General features: G+C 64.9%; 17 protein-coding genes. 4 read left to right on the forward strand and 13 right to left on the reverse strand.

Annotated elements, in window-relative coordinates; genetic code table 11:
* Positions 1–6: 6 nt before the first annotated feature.
* The 5 genes from NY08_RS03045 to glnA form a co-directional block, all read right to left on the reverse strand.
* The gene (locus NY08_RS03045; RefSeq protein WP_045194853.1) at positions 7–990 is read right to left on the reverse strand and encodes a glycine betaine ABC transporter substrate-binding protein; all 984 of its coding nucleotides are present in this window, start codon (positions 988–990) and stop codon (positions 7–9) included.
* Complete coding sequence (locus tag NY08_RS03050; protein WP_045194854.1) at positions 990–1,775, reverse strand: ABC transporter permease; 786 nt, start codon at positions 1,773–1,775, stop codon at positions 990–992. Before NY08_RS03050 ends, NY08_RS03045 begins: the two co-directional genes overlap by 1 nt.
* A complete protein-coding gene (locus NY08_RS03055; protein ID WP_045194855.1) occupies positions 1,772–2,968 on the reverse strand; it encodes an ABC transporter ATP-binding protein in 1,197 nt (398 codons plus the stop codon). The genes NY08_RS03050 and NY08_RS03055 overlap by 4 nt, the downstream gene beginning before the upstream one ends.
* Positions 2,961–3,611 carry an ABC transporter permease gene (locus NY08_RS03060; protein WP_032394430.1) on the reverse strand — a complete coding sequence of 217 codons (651 nt, stop codon included), beginning with the start codon at positions 3,609–3,611 and terminating at the stop codon, positions 2,961–2,963. The genes NY08_RS03055 and NY08_RS03060 overlap by 8 nt, the downstream gene beginning before the upstream one ends.
* A gap of 176 nt (positions 3,612–3,787) precedes the next feature.
* Positions 3,788–5,224: a type I glutamate--ammonia ligase gene (gene glnA, locus NY08_RS03065; RefSeq protein WP_032368128.1), complete on the reverse strand. Its 1,437-nt coding sequence runs from the start codon at positions 5,222–5,224 to the stop codon at positions 3,788–3,790.
* 167 nt (positions 5,225–5,391) lie between these two features.
* Here glnA and NY08_RS03070 point away from each other — a divergent pair, with 167 nt between their 5' ends.
* Entirely contained in the window at positions 5,392–5,856 is a 465-nt protein-coding gene (locus NY08_RS03070; RefSeq protein WP_032394429.1) for an RDD family protein, read from the forward strand.
* 39 nt (positions 5,857–5,895) lie between these two features.
* On the opposite strand, the gene NY08_RS03075 is transcribed toward NY08_RS03070, so the two are convergent.
* The 5 genes from NY08_RS03075 to sucB all read right to left on the reverse strand — a co-directional run bounded on the left by NY08_RS03075 (position 5,896) and on the right by sucB (position 11,359).
* A complete protein-coding gene (locus tag NY08_RS03075; RefSeq protein WP_032394428.1) occupies positions 5,896–6,651 on the reverse strand; it encodes a DUF4191 domain-containing protein in 756 nt (251 codons plus the stop codon).
* Between the two features lie 61 nt (positions 6,652–6,712).
* A complete protein-coding gene (gene lipA / locus NY08_RS03080) occupies positions 6,713–7,726 on the reverse strand; it encodes a lipoyl synthase (RefSeq protein ID WP_176459221.1) in 1,014 nt (337 codons plus the stop codon).
* 10 nt (positions 7,727–7,736) lie between these two features.
* Positions 7,737–8,522 carry a lipoyl(octanoyl) transferase LipB gene (gene lipB, locus NY08_RS03085; protein ID WP_032394426.1) on the reverse strand — a complete coding sequence of 262 codons (786 nt, stop codon included), beginning with the start codon at positions 8,520–8,522 and terminating at the stop codon, positions 7,737–7,739.
* Positions 8,523–8,543: 21 nt separating this feature from the next.
* Complete coding sequence (locus NY08_RS03090; RefSeq protein WP_032394425.1) at positions 8,544–9,434, reverse strand: TIGR01777 family oxidoreductase; 891 nt, start codon at positions 9,432–9,434, stop codon at positions 8,544–8,546.
* 149 nt (positions 9,435–9,583) lie between these two features.
* Entirely contained in the window at positions 9,584–11,359 is a 1,776-nt protein-coding gene (sucB, locus tag NY08_RS03095; protein ID WP_045194858.1) for a 2-oxoglutarate dehydrogenase, E2 component, dihydrolipoamide succinyltransferase, read from the reverse strand.
* 377 nt (positions 11,360–11,736) lie between these two features.
* On the opposite strand from sucB, the gene NY08_RS03100 reads away from it, so the two are divergent.
* On the forward strand, positions 11,737–12,078 hold the full coding sequence (locus NY08_RS03100; RefSeq protein WP_032394423.1) for a hypothetical protein: 342 nt from the start codon (positions 11,737–11,739) through the stop codon (positions 12,076–12,078).
* A 49-nt stretch (positions 12,079–12,127) separates the two neighbouring features.
* On the opposite strand, the gene NY08_RS03105 is transcribed toward NY08_RS03100, so the two are convergent.
* Positions 12,128–13,651: a leucyl aminopeptidase gene (locus tag NY08_RS03105; protein WP_045194859.1), complete on the reverse strand. Its 1,524-nt coding sequence runs from the start codon at positions 13,649–13,651 to the stop codon at positions 12,128–12,130.
* A gap of 117 nt (positions 13,652–13,768) precedes the next feature.
* On the opposite strand from NY08_RS03105, the gene gcvT reads away from it, so the two are divergent.
* Together gcvT and NY08_RS03115 are read left to right on the forward strand one after the other, a co-directional pair.
* The gene (gene gcvT, locus NY08_RS03110) at positions 13,769–14,869 is read left to right on the forward strand and encodes a glycine cleavage system aminomethyltransferase GcvT (RefSeq protein ID WP_045194860.1); all 1,101 of its coding nucleotides are present in this window, start codon (positions 13,769–13,771) and stop codon (positions 14,867–14,869) included.
* Between the two features lie 41 nt (positions 14,870–14,910).
* Positions 14,911–16,014 carry a branched-chain amino acid aminotransferase gene (locus NY08_RS03115; RefSeq protein ID WP_045194862.1) on the forward strand — a complete coding sequence of 368 codons (1,104 nt, stop codon included), beginning with the start codon at positions 14,911–14,913 and terminating at the stop codon, positions 16,012–16,014.
* Here the strand turns inward: NY08_RS03115 and NY08_RS03120 are convergent.
* A complete protein-coding gene (locus NY08_RS03120; RefSeq protein WP_045194863.1) occupies positions 16,011–16,772 on the reverse strand; it encodes an adenosylcobinamide-GDP ribazoletransferase in 762 nt (253 codons plus the stop codon). The two genes, NY08_RS03115 and NY08_RS03120, sit on opposite strands and share 4 nt — an antisense overlap.
* 2 nt (positions 16,773–16,774) lie before the next feature.
* The gene (gene cobT, locus NY08_RS03125; protein WP_045199626.1) at positions 16,775–17,866 is read right to left on the reverse strand and encodes a nicotinate-nucleotide--dimethylbenzimidazole phosphoribosyltransferase; all 1,092 of its coding nucleotides are present in this window, start codon (positions 17,864–17,866) and stop codon (positions 16,775–16,777) included.
* Position 17,867 lies beyond the last annotated feature (1 nt).

A 17,867-nucleotide genomic window follows, 5' to 3' on the forward strand; every position in this document is an offset into this window, starting at 1 on the left:
CCGTCTCTAGTCGCTGCCGACGGTGACGAACCCCTGCTGAACCATCCAGTCCCGTGCGACGTCCGCGGGCTCGCGGCCGTCGATGTCCACCTGCTTGTTCAACTCGGAAATGGCCTCGTTGGTCAGCGCCGCCGAGATCGGTGCGGTCACCTCGGCGATCTCGGGGTACTGATCGGCGACCTCCTGACGGATGATGACCGTCGCGTTGTAGCGCGGGAAGAACGACTTGTCGTCTTCGAGCACGGTCAGATTCAGCCCCTTGATTCGGCCGTCGGTGGTGAACACCTCGCCGAATCGGCACTGCGAACCGTCCGCGGTCGCCTGATAGATGACGCCGGTCTGCAGGATCTGCACCGGGATGGCGTTGGCGTCGAAACCGTAGGTGGCGGCGAGGCCGGGGAGCCCGTCCTGGCGACTGTTGAACTCGGTTTCGACGCACAGAGCGGCAGCGGCTGGATCGCGGTTCACCAGAGCGGCGTAATCCGAGAGCGTGCGTACGCCGGTCTCCTGTGCTACCTGCTGATTCATGGCCAGGGCGTACGTGTTGTCCATCGGCGCCGGATTGACCCAGTCGATACCGTTGGCCTTGTCGGCGTCACGCACTGCTTCGAACTGTTCGGTCGCATCGGGAATGGGTGTCTCGTTGCCCAGGTAGTTGATCCACCCGGTTCCGGTGTACTCGTAGGCAAGGTCGACCTGGCCGCTCTGCATGGCCAGCCGGACGCTCTGCGAGCCGACGATATTGGTGAGGTCCCGAACGTCGGCACCGGCTGCACTCAGAGCGAATTCGAGGATGTAGCCGAGGATGATCTGCTCGGTGAAGTCCTTCGATCCGACGGTGAACTCGGCACCCTCCAGCCCGGGGAGCGGAGTGATGCTGCCGGCCTCGACCGACAACGGCATAGCGCCGCCGGACTGCAACCCGCACCCCGTAAGCGCGAGAGCAGTGGTGGCGCACAGCGCAGCGAGTCGTCGAGTGGTGCGTCGCATCAGCGGAGTCCTTTCGGTCCGAGGTAAGCCTCGGCGAGTGCGCCCAGCCAATCCACCAGCAGCGCGAGTGCGACCGCGAGAACGGCACCCACCACGAGAATGAGTGGCTGGTTGAGCTTGTAGCCGGTGTCGATCAGGACGCCGAGGCCACCCGCACCGACAAGGAAGCTCAGCGTCGCCGTGCCGACGGCGAGAACCAGAGAGGTACGCAGGCCTGCGAGTATGAACGGCACCGCAAGCGGAAACTCGATGCGGCGCAGAATGCCCATGTTCGACATGCCCTGACCACGAGCTGCATCGATGTAGGTCGGTTCGACGGTCTGGAAGCCCAACATCGTATTGCGCAGAACCGGGAGCAGCGAATAGAACGCGATAGGGAGCACGCCGGTCCAGAAGCCCGTTGCGCCCGTCCAGAGGAACAACAACACCAGAAGTCCGACGGCGGGCGCGGCCTGCCCGATGTTCGCGATACCGATGAACAGCGGCGCGGCCTTGCGATACCCGTTGCGAGTCAACAGAATTCCCAGCGGTACGGCGATGACGAGTACCAGCGTCGTAACCACGAAGGTGATCAGTACGTGCTCGAGAACCCGGGTGGAGATCGTGCTGATGTTGATCGTCTCGGCCTGTGTCGCGGTGAGATCTCGGGTCAACGCGTAGACCAACAGAATTGCCACGATGAGCAGCACGACGGCCGGTTGGATGAGCAGACGAATTCGCTCTGCGCGTTTGGCTGCGCGCGCAACGTCCTTGGTCTCGTCGCCGGTATCGGCGAGGGTCGTCACGACGGTGTCCCGACGTCTGCGCGCGACTCGTCATGATCGTTGGCGTGCTGCGATCGCAGAGATTTGATGGTGTCGATCAGTACGTCGATCGTCACGGTGCCGACGTATTCGCCGCGATTACCGGTGACGGTGGCCGTCGCGTTGCCCTCGGAAAGCAGAGCTTCGAGTGCGTCCTGCAGCGTGGATTGCGTCGAGACCATCTCGCCCATCGGCACACCGACGTCGCGCAGGCTCCCGACTCCGACGAGGTGGCGTCGATCGGTCCACCGAAGCGGGCGCTTGCGCGAGTCGAGGATGATTCCCCACGCCTCGGGATCGGATCCGAGTGCCGAGTTCATCGACTCCACCGAGTCGTCCTCGCCGAACACCGGCACATCGGACAACTCGATGTCGCGAACTCGCATCAGCGTCAGCTGCTTCAACGCGGCTCCGGCTCCGACGAATCCCGCGACGGTGTCGTCCGCGGGGTTGGCGAGGACGGCCTCGGGAGTGTCGTACTGGAGGATCGTGGACTGGTTCCCGAGTACCGCGATACGGTCACCGAGTTTGACGGCCTCGTCGAAGTCGTGGGTCACGAAGACGATGGTCTTACCCAGCTCGGCTTGCAGGCGCATCAATTCGTCCTGCAGCAGTCCTCGGGTGATCGGATCGACCGCGCCGAAGGGCTCGTCCATCAACAGCACCGGGGGATCGGCGGCCAGTGCGCGGGCGACGCCGACACGCTGCTGCTGGCCACCCGAGAGCTGACGCGGATAGCGCTCGCGATAGACCGCCGGATCGAGCCCGACGAGATCGAGCATCTCGTCGGTGCGATCGTTGATGCGTTTCTTGTCCCACCCGATGAGCCCGGGCACCATGCCGACGTTCTGCGCGATCGTCATGTGCGGAAACAGCCCGGCCTGCTGGATGGAATAACCGATGGTGCGGCGCAACTCGTTGGGGTCGATCGAGAGCGCGTCCTTGCCACCGATGGTGATGCGGCCCGACGTCGGCTCGATGAGCCGGTTGATCATGCGCATCGTCGTCGTCTTGCCGCAGCCCGAAGGCCCGACCAACACGACGACCTCGCCGGCCGGAATCGTCATGGACACGTTGTCCACGGCCGCGAGCTTCTGCCCCGGGTAGCTCTTGGTGACGTTCTCGAGCACGATTTCCGCGCCGGAGACGTTCGATGTACGGGTCGATTCACTCACGAATACCCCTCGAGGTGGTCAGTTTGCCGATCAACACGTAGATCCCGTCGAGGATCAACGCCAGCAGGACGATCAGGACAGTGCCGGTGAGGGCCTGCGGTAGCGCAGTGGGGCTACCGACTCGAGCGAGACCGGAGAAGAGCAGATTGCCCAGGCCCGGTCCTTTGGCGTATGCGGCGATGGCGAGAATGCCCATGGCCATCTGAGTGCTGATCCGCATTCCGGTGAGAATGGACGGCCAGGCGAGTGGGATCTCGATGCGCCGAAGCACCAGGGTGCGGCTCATGCCGATTCCGCGGGCGGCGTCGGAGACGGCGGGATCGACGGCCGCCAGGCCAACCACGGTGTTGCGGATGATCGGCAGCAGGGAATAGAGGACCAACGCGGTCACCGTGGGTCGAACGCCCAATCCCATGATGGGGATGAGGACACCCAGCAGCGCGAACGAGGGGATGGTCAGGATCGTGCTCGCGAGAGCCGTCGCGATCGCCGATCCAGCGGGGCTGCGGTAGACGAGAACTCCTATCGCGACGCCGATGACCGTCGCTATCACGACGCACTGCACGACGGCCGAGACGTGCAGATAGGAGTCGATCGCCAACTGTCTTCGCCGTCCGACGATGAATTCCCACAGTGCATCCATGCAGTTGTCGTCCTCTGTTCGCCGTGAGCGGATAAATACCTTTACCCTCCGTGCCAACTATCAAACGCCGACCGGTCCGGATTTTTGGCCGATCTGCACGAGAATTCGGCGGAGAAGAACGCGAAACGCCCGGCCGAAAAGATTCGGCCGGGCGTTGTCGACGAGAAATCAGACGATCACACGTCGTAGTACAGCGAGAACTCGTACGGGTGCGGACGCAGGTTGACCGGAGCGATTTCCTGCTCACGCTTGAGCGAGATCCAGGTCTCGATCAGGTCGGTCGTGAACACGCCACCCTCGGTGAGGTAGTCGTGGTCGGCCTCGAGACGGTCGATGACCGCGTTCAGTGAGGTCGGTGCCTGAGGAATGTTCTTGGCTTCCTCGGGCGGCAACTCGTAGAGATCCTTGTCGACCGGTGCCATCGGCTCGATCTTGTTCTTGATTCCGTCCAGACCGGCCATCATCTGAGCGGCGAAGTTCAGGTACGGGTTACCCGAGGAGTCCGGCGCACGGAACTCGAGGCGCTTGGCCTTCGGGTTGTTGCCGGTGATCGGGATACGAACCGCGGCGGAGCGGTTGCGCTGGCTGTAGACCAAATTGATGGGGGCTTCGTAGCCCGGCACCAGACGGTGGTACGAGTTGATCGTCGGGTTGGTGAACGCCAACAGCGACGGTGCGTGGTGCAGGATGCCGCCGATGTAGTGGCGCGCGAGATCCGACAGTCCGGCGTATCCGGCCTCGTCGTGGAAGAGAGGCTTGCCGTCCTTCCACAGCGACTGGTGCACGTGCATACCCGAGCCGTTGTCGCCGAAGAGCGGCTTCGGCATGAACGTTGCCGACTTGCCGTTCTGCCATGCGGTGTTCTTGACGATGTACTTGAACAGCTGCAGGTCGTCTGCCGCACGAAGCAGCGTGTTGAACTTGTAGTTGATCTCCTGCTGGCCGCCGGTGCCCACCTCGTGGTGCGCACGCTCGAGCTCGAAGCCGGCGTTCTGCAGGTTGGTGGAGATCTGGTCGCGCAGGTCGACGTAGTGGTCGTACGGAGCGACGGGGAAGTAGCCACCCTTGAAACGCACCTTGTACCCGAGGTTCGGGCTGCCGTCGGCCTCGGTCTCGGCTCCGGTGTTCCACCAACCCGAGGACGAATCGACCTCGTAGAACGCACCGTTCGCCTGCGAATCGAAGCGCACGGAATCGAAGATGTAGAACTCTGCCTCGGCACCGAAGTACGCGGTGTCTGCGATGCCGGTGCTGGCCAGGTACTCCTCGGCCTTACGGGCAACGTTGCGCGGGTCGCGGCTGTAGGCCTCACGCGTGAACGGATCGTGAACGAAGAAGTCGATGTTCAGCGTCTTGGCATTGCGGAAGGGATCGACCTGAGCGGTGGCGTAGTCCGGAAGCAGAATCATGTCGGACTCGTGGATCGACTGGAAGCCGCGGACCGACGAACCGTCGAACGCGAGGCCGTCCTCGAGCGTGTCTGCCGTGAACGCCTTGGCGGCGATCGAGAAGTGCTGCTGTGCACCCGGCAAATCCGTGAACCGGATGTCGACGTATTCGATTCCTTCATCTGCGATGAACTTGATGACCTCTTGGGCCGTGGAAAACGCCACGCTTTTGCTCCTTTGTTGAGTCCGTCAACCTGACGGTATGGACTTGGTGTTGCCCGCCCGTCAAGCTCGTGTTTCGCCCGTGTTACGCGTCCTGGCTCACGACTGGCACGGACAACAGTACGTCCAGGTGTTTTCCCGTGTGCCCGACCGCGCCTATCCTGGAAATCATGGCACGAATGACAGGGTCCTGGTTGTCCGGACCGGCCTCCGCGAACCCACGTGAACCCCAGAACTTCCGCGGGGAGGAGTTGGGCCTACCGCAGCAGGGTGTCGGCGCGTTGGCAGGTACCGGACGCCGGGTTCTCGCGTTGGTGCTCGATTGGACGATGGCCACCGGCGTGGCATCGCTCGTTCTCGGTGGATACACCACGAGCGGACTGATCTCGACGATCGTGCTGGCCGTGTGGTTCGGCGTCGGACTGGTGAGCGTCTCGCTGTTCTCGTTCACCCCGGGGCAATTCATCGCCGGTATCCAGGTGGCTCGCATCGACGCACCCGCGCGGGTCGGCTTCGTGCGCGCGCTCGTTCGGCAGCTCATCCTGCTGTTCGTGGTGCCGGCCGTCGTCACCGACATGGACGGCCGGGGAATGCATGATCGTGCAACGGGAACAGCCCTGCTGCGAACCCGCTGAGGGTTTGCGCACCAGGGCTGTTCGAGCGGTCGTGAGTTGTCAGCGGCGCTTCATGGTCCGCTGAACGCCCTTCATCTTGGCTCCGCCGGGAATGGGTCCCTTCGGCATGGCAGGTCCACCCTTGGTGCCCAGAGCCGAGAGTCGCGACTCGATGGTGTCCATGCGCTTGCCGTCGATGTTCTTCGGCAACTTCGACAGGTACTTCTGCAGACCCGAGAGCGGAATCTGGTTCTCTTCGTTTCCGACGATGATGTCGTAGATCGGAGTGTCGCCCACCAGGCGGGCGGTTTTCTTCTTCTCCTGAGCCAACAGTGACTTCACGCGATGCGGTGCACCCTCGGCAACGAGAATGACACCGGGCTTGCCGATGACACGATGCACGGCGTCGAGGTGGGTGGTTCCGGCGATCGCATTGGTCACCCGCCACGACCCCTGCAGGTTGTCCAGCGCCCATGCAGCCGCGCCTGCCTGCCCGTCTGCCTTCTTGTACACCGACTTCTGCACACGGCGACCGAAGATGATGAACGCAACCAGGACGCCCAGGAGCAGTCCGATGGGGAGCAGGAACCACTGGAAACCGAAGGCCAGGCCGATGAGGAACCCGAGGAGTCCGAGCCCGACCACCGACCCGATCATCAGCGGAAGGAGTGCCTTGTCGTCCTTGCGCTGCATCTGAAACGCCTGCCAGAGCTGCTTGCGCCGTTCCCTCGATGCCTGCTTGCGCGCCGCTTTCGCAGCCGCCTTTGCTTCCTTGCTGGGCTTTGCTGCTTTGCCAGCCTTACTGCCGTTCGCCATACCTCACAGGATACGTGCTGTGCCGACGCTCACGTGCACCGCGCCGGGTTGGCAGAAAGGATCAGCGAGCTGCCAGACGCGCCATCAGCGAACTGGCCTCCTGAGAGGCTTCGCCACCGTCGGTCAGGTGACTCATGCTCTCGGGAAGTTCACGGCCGTGATGAGCCATGGCCTGCGCGTAGAGGCGTCCGGCGCGGTAGGAGGAGCGGACCAACGGCCCGGCCAGCACACCCGCGAAACCGATTTCGGTTGCGTAATCGGAGTGCTCGACGAACTCCTCCGGCTTGACCCAACGCTCGACCGGATGGTGGCGCGGCGACGGGCGCAGGTACTGGGTGATGGTCAGGATGTCGCAACCGGCCTCGTGCAGGTCGCGAATGGCTTCCTGCACCTCTTCGGGCGTCTCACCCATGCCGAGGATCAGGTTGGACTTGGTGACAAGACCGTCGTCGCGGGCCGCGGTGATGACGTCCATCGACCGCTGGTATCGGAACGCGGGACGGATGCGCTTGAAGATGCGCGGCACCGTCTCGACGTTGTGGGCCAGCACCTCGGGACGTGACGAGAACACCTCGGCCAACTGATCGGGCTTGGCGTTGAAATCCGGGATCAGAAGTTCGACGCCGGTGTTCGGATTGAGCTTCTTGATGTACCGAACCGTTTCGGCGTACAGCCACGCGCCGCCGTCCTCGAGATCGTCCCGAGCCACGCCCGTGATCGTGGAGTAGCGCAGACCCATGGCCTGCACGCTCTCGGCGACCCGGCGGGGCTCGTCACGATCGAGATCCTCCGGCTTGCCGGTGTCGATCTGACAGAAATCGCACCGGCGGGTGCATTGCTCACCGCCGATGAGGAAGGTCGCCTCGCGATCCTCCCAGCACTCGTAGATATTGGGGCAGCCGGCTTCCTCGCACACCGTGTGCAGACCTTCACGCTTCACAAGACCTTTGAGCTCGGTGTACTCCGGGCCCATCTTGGCTTTGGTCTTGATCCAGTTGGGTTTGCGTTCGATGGGGGTCTCCGCGTTTCGGATCTCGAGGCGGAGCAGCTTGCGTCCTTCTGGGGCCACAGTCACAGAGACGATGCTACGCGCCGAAGCGAACCGTGGTGAATTGCGGGTTGACAGACGCGCCGTTCGGCGACGGATGCTCGATCTCGTGATCCTGTACGGACAACGATCCGTCCAGCGCAGCAAGAACGGCCTCGGTGACCGCAGCGATGACCTCGCCTGTGCCGACCTCTCGGCCGAGCTCCAGCGACAGCGACGTCACACCGGCATCGGCGATGCCACACGGCACGATCGCGTCGAAACCGGTCATGGCCGCGTTGCAGTTCAGTGAGAAGCCGTGCAGGGTGACCCCGCGTTGCACGCGGACCCCGATCGCAGCGATCTTGCGTTCGGGCAGCCACGTTCCGTCGCGGGTCTCGGCGGCGAGCCATACCCCGGATCTACCGTCCACGCGTCCGCAGGAAATACCGTAGGCAGACACCACGGAGATCAGCGCCTCTTCGATGCGACGTACGTATCTGACGACGTCGATGGGCTGCGCCAATTTGACGATGGGATAGCCCACCAATTGACCGGGGCCGTGCCAGGTGATCTTGCCGCCACGGTCCACCTCGACGACGGGCGTACCGTCTCGCGGCATGTCCTCCTCGGACGTGCGTCGACCCGCGGTGTAGACCGACGGATGTTCGAGCAACAACAGGGTGTCGGACCCGATGTCGTCCGCCCGGGCACCGGCCAGTTCGCGCTGCAGTGCCCAGGCCTCGGTGTACTCGACGGTGCCCAACTCCCGCACCACGACCGGCTCGGTGCTCGCGCGCGCCGAAACCGGAACCTGGACCGTGGGAGAGTTCGCGTCACTCATGAATCGAAACGGTACGCCGAGTCACTTACCGACAGCTACCCGCAGTGCCTCCCCGATCGTGTTGTGCTCGAAGGCGTACCCGGCGTCCTCCAATGCCTTCGGGATCGCCCTCGGCCCGGTCAGGATCGCCTCCTCGGCGAACTCTCCGATCACGGCCTTCAACGCGAAGCCGGGCACAACCCATGGGGCCGGTCGATGTACCGCTCGCGACATCGCACTGTTGAACTGGGCGTTGGTCACCGGAGTGGGGCCGACCATGTTGACCGGCCCCCGGAGTGCGTCGTTCTCGATGCCGTGCACGATGGCCCCGATCTCGTCCTCCAACGAAATCCACGGGAAATACTGACGGCCGCTGCCCAACCGCCCGCCGAGGGCGAACAGGTACAGCGGTCGAAGCTTGCCCAGCATGCCGCCGCGCTGCGACAGCACCACACCGCTGCGCAGAAGGATGGTTCGGACACCGGCCTCCGACGCCTTCGACGTTGCGTTCTCCCAGTCGCGACAGACCTCGGCCAGAAATCCCTCACCGACCGGTGCGCTCTCGTCGACCACCCGGTCGCCGGTGTCGCCGTAGAAATTGACGCCGCTGGCATTGATCAAGGTGGGGACCCCGGCGTCGGCCGCAGCCGCAGCGAGTACCTCGGTCGGGGCGATGCGACTGTCTCGTACCAACTGCTTGTATGCACCGGACCATCTCTTGTCGCCGATACCGACGCCGCAGAGGTTGACGATGGCGTCGGCACCGTCGAGCGTGGCCGCGTCGATGCTCCCGCGCGACGGATCCCACTGGGACTCGTCCGGTCCGGCAGGCGTGCGTCGAACGAGCCGGGTGACGTCGTGGCTACGACCCCGCAGTGCTGCGACGAGAGCGGTGCCGATCAATCCTGATGAACCTGCAATGACTACGCGCATGTGAACGAAAGCCTCCTTGACGCAAACGGGGCATCATTCGCGAACGAATGATGCCCCGGATGCACGGTTCGTGCCCCTCTTTTCGAGACTCCGATGCGAATGTTTCGCGCTCTCACCAGAATACGTGAGCGGCGCGATTCGCCGGTTGCCTACAGGCCGAGATCGGCCTCGAACGACGCAACTTCGAGACGCTGCTTGATCGTCGTGAGGAAGCGACCCGCATCGGCCCCGTCCACCAGACGGTGGTCGTACGTCAACGGCAGGTAGCACATCGAGCGAACACCGATCGACTCGTTGCCCGAGTCGTCCTTGACGACGACCGGACGCTTGACGATCGCTCCGGTGCCCAGCATGGCCGCCTGTGGCGGAACCAGGATCGGGGTGTCGAACAACGCGCCCTGGCTGCCGATGTTGGTGATGGTGAACGTTCCGCCGGACAGCTCGTCGGGCTTGAGTCCACCCGAGCGTGCACGAGTGGCGATGTCGTTGATCGCCCGAGCCAGTCCGGCGAGTGACAGGTCGCCCGCATTGTGGATGACGGGGGAGAGCAGACCCTGCTCGGTGTCCACGGCGATACCGAGGTGGACGTCGGCGTGGTAGGTGATCTCCTTGGCGTCCTCGTTGATGCTCGCATTGACGTTGGGGTGCGCCTTGAGAGCCTCGACGACGGCCTTGGCGAAGAACGGCAGGTACGTCAGGTTGACGCCCTCGTTCTCGGCGAACTTCGCCTTCGCCTTGGTACGCAGACCGGCGATCTTCGTCACGTCGACCTCGAAGGTCTGCGTCAGCTGTGCGGAAGTCTGCAGGGACTCACGCGTCTTCTTCGCGGTGATCTGACGAATCCGGTTGATCTTCTGCGTGGTTCCGCGAAGATGCGCGAGCTCGGGGCGAACACCAGCGGTCGCCGGGGCAGCGGGCTTGGATTCGGCGGCGGGTGCAGCAGCGGCGGCCGGTGCTGCCGGAGCCTTCTTGGCCTCGGCTGCGGCGAGCACGTCCTGCTTGCGGATGCGGCCACCGACACCGGTGCCCTTCACGGTCGACAGATCGACGTCGTTGTCCGACGCCAGCTTGCGCACCAGGGGAGTGACGTACGGGCTGGAATCACCCGACGGTGCCGACTCCTTGGCGGGAGCAGCCTTGGGTGCCTCCTGCTTGGGCTCCGGCTTCGGCTCGGCCTTCGGGGCTTCCTGCTTGGGAGCCTCCTTCTTCGGCTCTTCCTTCTTCGGCTCCTCGGCCTTCGGGGCCTCGGGCTCCGGGGTGGCCTCGGGCTCGGGGGCCTTCTCGGCGGGCGATCCCGAACCGATGACGGCGAGCTGGCCACCGACGGCGACCGTGTCGTCTTCCTCTGCGGAGATCTCGAGCAGAGTTCCGGCGACCGGAGACGGGATCTCGGTGTCGACCTTGTCGGTGGAGACCTCAAGCAGCGGCTCGTCGACAGCAACCTCGTCACCGACGGCCTTGAGCCATCGAGTCACGGTGCCTTCGGTGACGGACTCGCCCAGCTCGGGCATCGTGACCGGCGTGCCGGATCCGGACGAGTCGGACGATGCACTCGCTGCGGGTGCCTCCTCCTCGGCCTGCGGCTCGGGTTCGGCAGCGGGAGTGGGCTCCTCGGCAGCTTCCTCGGGCGCAGCTTCCTCGGCGGGCGCGGAGTCCTCGGCCGGTGCGTCGGACGAGGGGGCCTCGCCTGCGTCACCGATCTGGGCGAGCTCGCCACCGATCTCGACGGTGTCGTCTTCCTGAGCGACGATCTTGGTCAGAACACCGGCTGCAGGCGACGGGATCTCGGTATCGACCTTGTCCGTGGAGACTTCGAGCAATGGCTCGTCGACTTCGACGGTGTCGCCTTCTTGTTTGAGCCACCTCGTGACAGTTCCCTCGGTGACGCTCTCACCAAGAGCTGGCATCTGGACGGAGAAGGCCATGTCTGTTGACTCCTCGACAGTTGTGTGCGGGTGATGTAGTTCGACGACTCGTGGTCGCAGACCATTGTGCTGGCGGAACAGGGTTCATGGACGAGAGTTGCGTGATTCGGTTCGACGGGGGCGCCGGTGCACACGGCACCGATCGAGCGTGCTCGGCTCGACACAGCGCCCACGTAGACACTCCCTCTCGGCAATTCACTTACTCACTTCACGAGCCTTGGTTCACTATCAAGAGAGCTGAACCCTCTAATGTCATCCTTCCATTGTTATCGCCTCGCCGTTCCCCTAGGGCGTGCAACACGCCTGGCAAACTGGCGGGTAACAAAATTCCGGTACCAGAACCGGTGACCCATCGGCCGTACGAAAAGGATGTTCTCGTGGGATTGTTCGATCGACTCAAGCGAAGCGGTGGGGGCGCGAAACGGGCTCCGGAAGGGTCGGTTGCCCAGTACCTGGCCGATTGGACCGACGCGCGGATCGGTGTCGAGGCCTACGTCGAGCCGAAGACGACCGTGACCCCGCTGACCGTCGTACTGGTCGCGAACGACGGCGAATGGACCCGTCGGCCGCTCGATGAAAAATATGTACGAAAGATCGGATCCGACCTGAAGATCCCGGTGTACGACGTGCGCAAGACCGGCTACCCCCAGCGCATGCGCGATCACGACGCCCGCCAGAAGGTCATCAGGAAGCGCGAACAGCAGCAACGCGATCTCTGACCTCGCCCGTGCGTGCGGACGCCGAATCCGCACGCACGGACTCTCGTGATCAGCCGTTCTCGACGATGTCCTCCAGGACCGCGAACATCGTCCGTACGGGAACGCCGGTGCCGCCTTTGCCGGTGTACCCGAAGGGGCCACCGGTGTTGTACGCCGGGCCCGCGACGTCGATGTGAGCCCATTCGACGCCGTCGGCGACGAATTCTTTGAGGAACAGAGCTGCTGCCAGCATTCCTCCGGCCCGGCCGTTGGTGACGTTCGCCAGATCGGCCACCTTGGAGTCGAGTTCGCGTCGAATCTCTTTCGGCAACGGCATAGCCCATGCGTTTTCGCCGATGGCTTGGGAGATTTCGGCGACGCGGTCGCGGAAATTGTCGGTACCCATCACGCCCGGCGTTCTGTTGCCGAGCGCTACGACCTGAGCTCCGGTGAGCGTCGCGGTGTCGATGAGGTAATCCGGATCGTCCTCGCAGGCCCGCACGATCGCGTCGGCCAGTACCAGTCGACCTTCGGCGTCGGTGTTGATGACCTCGACGGTGATGCCGCCGTACTGGGTCAGTACATCGCCCGGACGCTGCGCAGTGCCCGACGGCATGTTCTCGGCCATCGGCACCGTCGCGATGACGTCCAGTGGCAGATCGACCTTCGCGGCCAGGATCACCGTCGCGATGACCGCAGCGGCACCGCCCATGTCGGAGGTCATGTTCTCCATGCCCGCAGCGGGTTTGATGGAGATGCCGCCGGTGTCGAACGTGATTCCCTTGCCCACCAGGGCGACCTTCTTCGCGCCCCGCTTCCCACCCGAGTGCGTCAGGCGAACCAGCCGCGGCAGGCGCGAAGAACCCTTGCCGACGCCGTGAATGCCGCCGTAGCCGTCCTTCTCCAGTGCCTTGTCGTCCATGATCTCGACCTTCAGGCCCGCTGCCGTACCGAGGGCCTTGGCCTGTGCGGCGAACTCCTCGGGGTAGAGGTGGCTCGGCGGGGTGTTGACGAAATCGCGTGCTACGGCAACGGATTCGGCGATGGCGAGCGATCGTGCCAGCTCGTTCTTGGCGTCCTTGGAGCGGGTGTCGGGAACGAGCAACTCGACGCGCGCGAGTGGTAGCGCGTCGGACTTCGGTGCCGAGAGTGCCGATTTGAACTCGGTGAACTGATATGCGCCGAGAAAGAACCCTTCTGCGGCGGCACCGAGATCGAGCGCAGACAACGTGGTCGCTGCAGTGTCGACCCCCTTGAGCGAGCGTGCCGCGGTACCGGCCGACTGCCGAATCCGCTCGCTGTCGATGTCGGCGGCGCTGCCGAGGCCGACCGCCAGCACGCTGTCCACCGACAGGCCGGACGGTGCCGGAATGCGCACCAGCTCGTCGGCCTTTCCGGTGGCACCGACGGATTCGAAGGCGTCGAGTAGCGCAGCGGCGACGGCGTCGTCGGAAATGTCGTCGGTGATGGCGAGTTCGAGGCCGTCGTCACTGGTGCTCAGCGCGACTACGAGAACGTCGACTTTCTTGCCGAGCTTGCCCGCGAGGACCAGGTCGGGTCCGAGAGTGCGGGAAGGCGTCGAGGGTGAAGGCACGTGGCTGCTCCTGTAGGGGTTGACGTGTACGTACCTCGATCCTAGTGACGACGCGTCGAGGGACGCAGTCGGTCTGCCGGGCCCGCTACGGCCGCGATGTGAGCTAGCGTGACCGCCATGACCGACACCGAGCTGATCGAGGGACCACTTCACGCCGTGCACACCGAATTGGGCGCGACATTCGCACCTTTCGGCGGCTGGACGATGCCGGTGTCGTACGCCGGAGTCGTCGTCGAGCACACGGCGGTGCGAGAAGCCGTCGGCCTGTTCGATGTGGGGCATCTCGGCAAGGCGTCGGTGACCGGGCCCGGAGCCGCCGCGTTCGTGAACTCCGTGCTCACCAACGATCTGGACCGAATCGAACCGGGCAAGGCGCAGTACACGTTGTGCTGCACCGAATCCGGCGGTGTCGTCGACGACCTGATCGCGTACTACGTCTCGGACGAGAACGTCTTTCTGGTGCCGAACGCAGCCAACACTGCGGCCGTCGTCGCGGCGATGGCCGAGCAGGCACCCGAAGGCGTGTCGGTGGTGAACCAGCACCGAGACTTCGGAGTGCTGGCCGTGCAGGGACCGAAATCGAGCGAGGTCCTGCAGGAGCTGGGCCTGCCGACCGACATGGACTACATGGCGTTCGAGGACGCCACCTGGAATTCGGTGGCGGTGCGGGTCTGCCGGACCGGATACACCGGCGAACACGGCTACGAGCTCGTTCCCCCCGCCGGAGATGTGGAACCTCTCTTTCGGGCACTCGTTGCTGCAGTGCGATCGCGCGGAGGCCAGGTGTGCGGGCTCGGCGCACGCGATACGTTGCGCACCGAGATGGGGTACCCGCTGCACGGACACGAACTGGCACTGGACATCTCGCCGCTCGAGGCGCGCTGCGGCTGGGCGATCGGGTGGAAGAAGGATGCGTTCTGGGGCAAGGAAGCACTGTCCGCCGAGAAAGCGAGCGGGCCGGCGCGCGTACTGCGCGGACTGAAGGCCCTCGACCGCGGTGTTCTACGCCCCGGTCTCACCGTGCGTGCGTCGGGGCAGGACATCGGGACGACGACCTCCGGAACGTTCTCGCCGTCGCTGAAGATCGGAATCGCCCTCGCCCTGCTCGACGCGCAAGCCGCTCCGGAGGTGGGCACGGAGGTCGAGGTCGACGTTCGTGGGCGAGCGTTGCGCTGCGAAGTGGTCGCGCCGCCGTTCGTCGCAGCGAAGACCAGGTGACCGCGCGAGAGCGCAGCGACCTTGACGATAGTATCTCCGGCATGACAGGTGTTTCCGAGTTCGCGTACGTGCAGCATCCCTCTCCCGCCACTCCGGTGGAGCGCGACGCGGTGCTCGCTGCACCCGGTTTCGGAAAGCACTTCACCGACCACATGGTGTACATCGACTACACCCGTGACGGCGGATGGCACGATGCGACGATCGCGCCCTACGGACCGATCGAGCTCGACCCGGCCGCGATGGTGCTGCACTACGGTCAGGCCATCTTCGAGGGACTCAAGATCTACCGTCAGCCGAACGGCGACCTCTCGACCTTCCGGGTGCAGTCCAACGCCGAGCGCTTCCGCTCGTCCGCCCGTCGCCTGGCGATGCCGGAGTTGCCGGACGAGCTGTTCATCGGATCGATCGAGAAGCTTCTCGAATTCGACCACGAGTGGGTCCCCGCAGCAGGCGGCGAAGACGCGCTGTACGTCCGGCCGTACATGTTCTCCACCGAGGTCGGGCTGGGCGTGCGCCCCGCCGACTCGTACCGCTACATGTTGATCGCCTCGCCCGCGGGCGCGTACTTCCCTCGAGGCGTCAAGCCGGTGAGCGTCTGGCTGTCCACCGAATACGTCCGGGCGGCACCGGGCGGGACCGGTGCGGCGAAATTCGCCGGCAACTACGCCGCATCGCTTCTGGCGCAAGCACAGGCCAGCGACGAGGGATGCGATCAGGTGGTCTGGCTCGACGCCACCGAGCGCCGCTACGTCGAGGAAATGGGCGGTATGAACCTGTTCTTCGTCTTCGGCTCGGGCTCCGATGCACGCCTGGTGACCCCGTCGCTGTCCGGATCGCTTCTGCCCGGCATCACCCGCGACTCGCTGCTGGCCCTGGCGACCGACGCAGGCATCCCCGTCGAAGAGCGGCGGATCTCCACCGAGGAGTGGCGCAAGGGTGCCGACTCCGGCGAGATCACCGAGGTGTTCGCCTGCGGCACAGCAGCCGTCATCACACCGGTGGGCAGCGTCAAGTCCACCGAGGGCACGTTCGAGATCGCAGGCGGTGAGCCTGGCGAGATCACTCTCGCACTACGTGACACGCTCACCGGCATTCAGCGCGGAACGTTCGCCGATACTCACGGCTGGATGACAACGCTCCGCTAGCTCCCCAGGAGCAGGCCGACCGCGGCCAGTGCGGTGGTGGTCTCGATTCCGGCTCCGAGCACGTCGCCGGAGAGCCCGCCGAAGCGTCGGACGCAGTGACGAGTGAGAATCACCGCGACGGCGAGTGCGGCGATCACCACCAGCGATCCCTGCCACGGTCGGTCGGGCAAAATGTACGTGAACATGGCCGTTGCCACGCCTGTCCACAACGCCACGACCGCGGTCGACTGAGTGCCTGCCACCAGCGCGCCGAAGCCGCTCGGTGCCGCCGCGTCGATCCCTCGGCGGCACGCGACCACTGCCGACACTCTTGCGATCACCGAGACGCACACGATGGCCCACCACATGTGCAACTGCGCGAGCTGGCCCAGGCTTGCGGCCTGTATCCCCAACACCAGAACGAGTGCTGCCACACCGAACGGGCCTGCACTGCCGGATTTCATGACTTCTCGCGCGCGCTCGGGAGGCCCGTAGCAGCCGAGTCCGTCTGCGGTGTCGGCCAAGCCGTCGAGATGCATACCCCGGGTGAGCAGTGCCGAGGCACCGACGGCGATCAGTCCGCCGAGCAGTGGTGACAGTCCGGCCGCGATCGACACCCACAGCAGCGCGGCGGAGATGCCGCCGAGGGCGAGGCCGACGAGCGGCGCGAACGCGATCGCGCGTCCCGCGGAGTGTCTGTCGACGTCCTCCGGGCCGCGCACGGGCAGTACCGTCAGCCAGGAGAACGCGAGCAACACTCCATCGGCGCGCCTGCTCACGGTCAGGGATTTTCGGTACTGCTGTGAGCTTCGCTGTCGCCGGTGCTGACCCCGGCGTCGGCGAAGGTCGCCATCGAATTCAGAGTGCCGACACCCGCACGAACCAGAGGCAACGCCGCCAGCGCACCCGAGCCCTCGCCGAGACGCATCTCGAGCTCCACGAGCGGTTCGAGACGCAAGTGCCGCAACGCAAGTGAATGGGCAGGCTCGGCCGAACGATGTCCGGCAACCCACCAGTTGCGCGCTCCGGCCGCTGCATCCTCGGCCACCAGAGCGGCCGCGGTCACCACGAGGCCGTCCAGAATCACCGGGGTTCGCCGATGCGCAGCCTGGGCGAGAAAGCCGGCGAGAGCCGCGATGTCGGCACCGCCCGCGACCCGGAGCAGGTCGGTGGGGTTCTTCGCGACCGGACGAGCCCTACGCATCGCATCCCGGATCGCCGCGGTCTTCCTGATCCACCCCGCATCGTCGATTCCGGTGCCGCGGCCGACAGCGGCAACCGGTTCGGTGTCGGTCAGGGTGGCGATCAAAACCGTTGCAGGAGTGGTGTTTCCGATGCCCATGTCGCCTGCGATGAGAAGATCCGCGCCGGCGTCGACTTCCTCGTCGGCGATGGCGGCTCCGGCAGCGACGGCGGCCCGAACCTCGTCCTCGGTCAGCGCGTCCTCGCGGTCGATGGATCCGCTGGACCGTCGAATCTTGAACGCGGACACGGAAGAATCGGTATCGGCGTCGACTGCGATGTCGACGACCCGAACCGCCGCACCGGCGATATCGGCGAGCACGTTCACCGCGGCACCGCCGGCGCGGATGTTCTCGACCATCTGGGCCGTGACCTCGGGAGGGTAGGCGGAGACCCCGTGCGCAGCGACGCCGTGATCGCCGGCGAAGACGACGACACGCACTCGTTCGAGAGACCGCGGCGGACAGGCGTCCTGGCAGGCCGCGATCCACTCACCGAGCGTCTCGAGGCGACCGAGGCTGCCGGCGGGCTTTGTCAATTCCCGTTGCCGGTCCGCCGCAGCCGATCGAGCCGAGTCCGACGGAGCCGTCACCGGACGAAACGGCGTCGCCGAATCCTCTTCCGAAAGAATT

The organism is Rhodococcus sp. B7740 (genome assembly GCF_000954115.1).
Classification (GTDB): domain Bacteria; phylum Actinomycetota; class Actinomycetes; order Mycobacteriales; family Mycobacteriaceae; genus Rhodococcoides.

Coding starts and splice junctions, on each gene's coding strand:
- lipB (WP_032394426.1), bottom strand. CDS start 8,522: ATGAGTGACGCGAACTCTCCCACGGTCCAGGTTCCGGTTTCGGCGCGC.
- NY08_RS03090 (WP_032394425.1), bottom strand. CDS start 9,434: ATGCGCGTAGTCATTGCAGGTTCATCAGGATTGATCGGCACCGCTCTC.
- gcvT (WP_045194860.1), top strand. CDS start 13,769: ATGACCGACACCGAGCTGATCGAGGGACCACTTCACGCCGTGCACACC.
- NY08_RS03075 (WP_032394428.1), bottom strand. CDS start 6,651: ATGGCGAACGGCAGTAAGGCTGGCAAAGCAGCAAAGCCCAGCAAGGAA.
- sucB (WP_045194858.1), bottom strand. CDS start 11,359: ATGGCCTTCTCCGTCCAGATGCCAGCTCTTGGTGAGAGCGTCACCGAG.
- NY08_RS03115 (WP_045194862.1), top strand. CDS start 14,911: ATGACAGGTGTTTCCGAGTTCGCGTACGTGCAGCATCCCTCTCCCGCC.
- NY08_RS03060 (WP_032394430.1), bottom strand. CDS start 3,611: ATGGATGCACTGTGGGAATTCATCGTCGGACGGCGAAGACAGTTGGCG.
- NY08_RS03070 (WP_032394429.1), top strand. CDS start 5,392: ATGGCACGAATGACAGGGTCCTGGTTGTCCGGACCGGCCTCCGCGAAC.
- NY08_RS03045 (WP_045194853.1), bottom strand. CDS start 990: ATGCGACGCACCACTCGACGACTCGCTGCGCTGTGCGCCACCACTGCT.